1 pseudogene is annotated in these 313 nt (G+C 51.8%); it reads right to left on the bottom strand.

Features of this window, described 5'->3' with window-relative positions:
- Window positions 1-313: pseudogene (locus tag BZJ21_RS16500) on the bottom strand (glycosyl hydrolase family 26); the annotation flags it as partial.

Raw genomic sequence — 313 nt, 5'->3', positions numbered from 1 at the left:
GGAGTCTTTAATCGTCGGCTTACCGTCTTCTACCGTGACGGTCAGGTTCGACATCTCTTTTTTGGTGCCATCCGAGAACGCACCATACAGGGTGACCTGACAGGTATCATCGTCCCGATACGTAAGGTCATCGTCGTATACCCCTGATGGAGCCACGGCAAGCTCTAACTGGTTCTCCCCCGGCCGTAAGTAAGCGGTAGCGTTAAACCCCGATGAGAAGGTGGCAGCGGTCGAGCTTAAGTTATCAATAGCCTCGATACCGTTGATTAGCCCACCACAAAACATAGTCTTTGAGCTGATATTGGCGGTGTAC

The organism is Salinivibrio costicola subsp. alcaliphilus, from assembly GCF_001996185.1.
Lineage (GTDB): Bacteria > Pseudomonadota > Gammaproteobacteria > Enterobacterales > Vibrionaceae > Salinivibrio > Salinivibrio costicola.
This window is presented reverse-complemented; position numbering and strand designations above follow the sequence as displayed.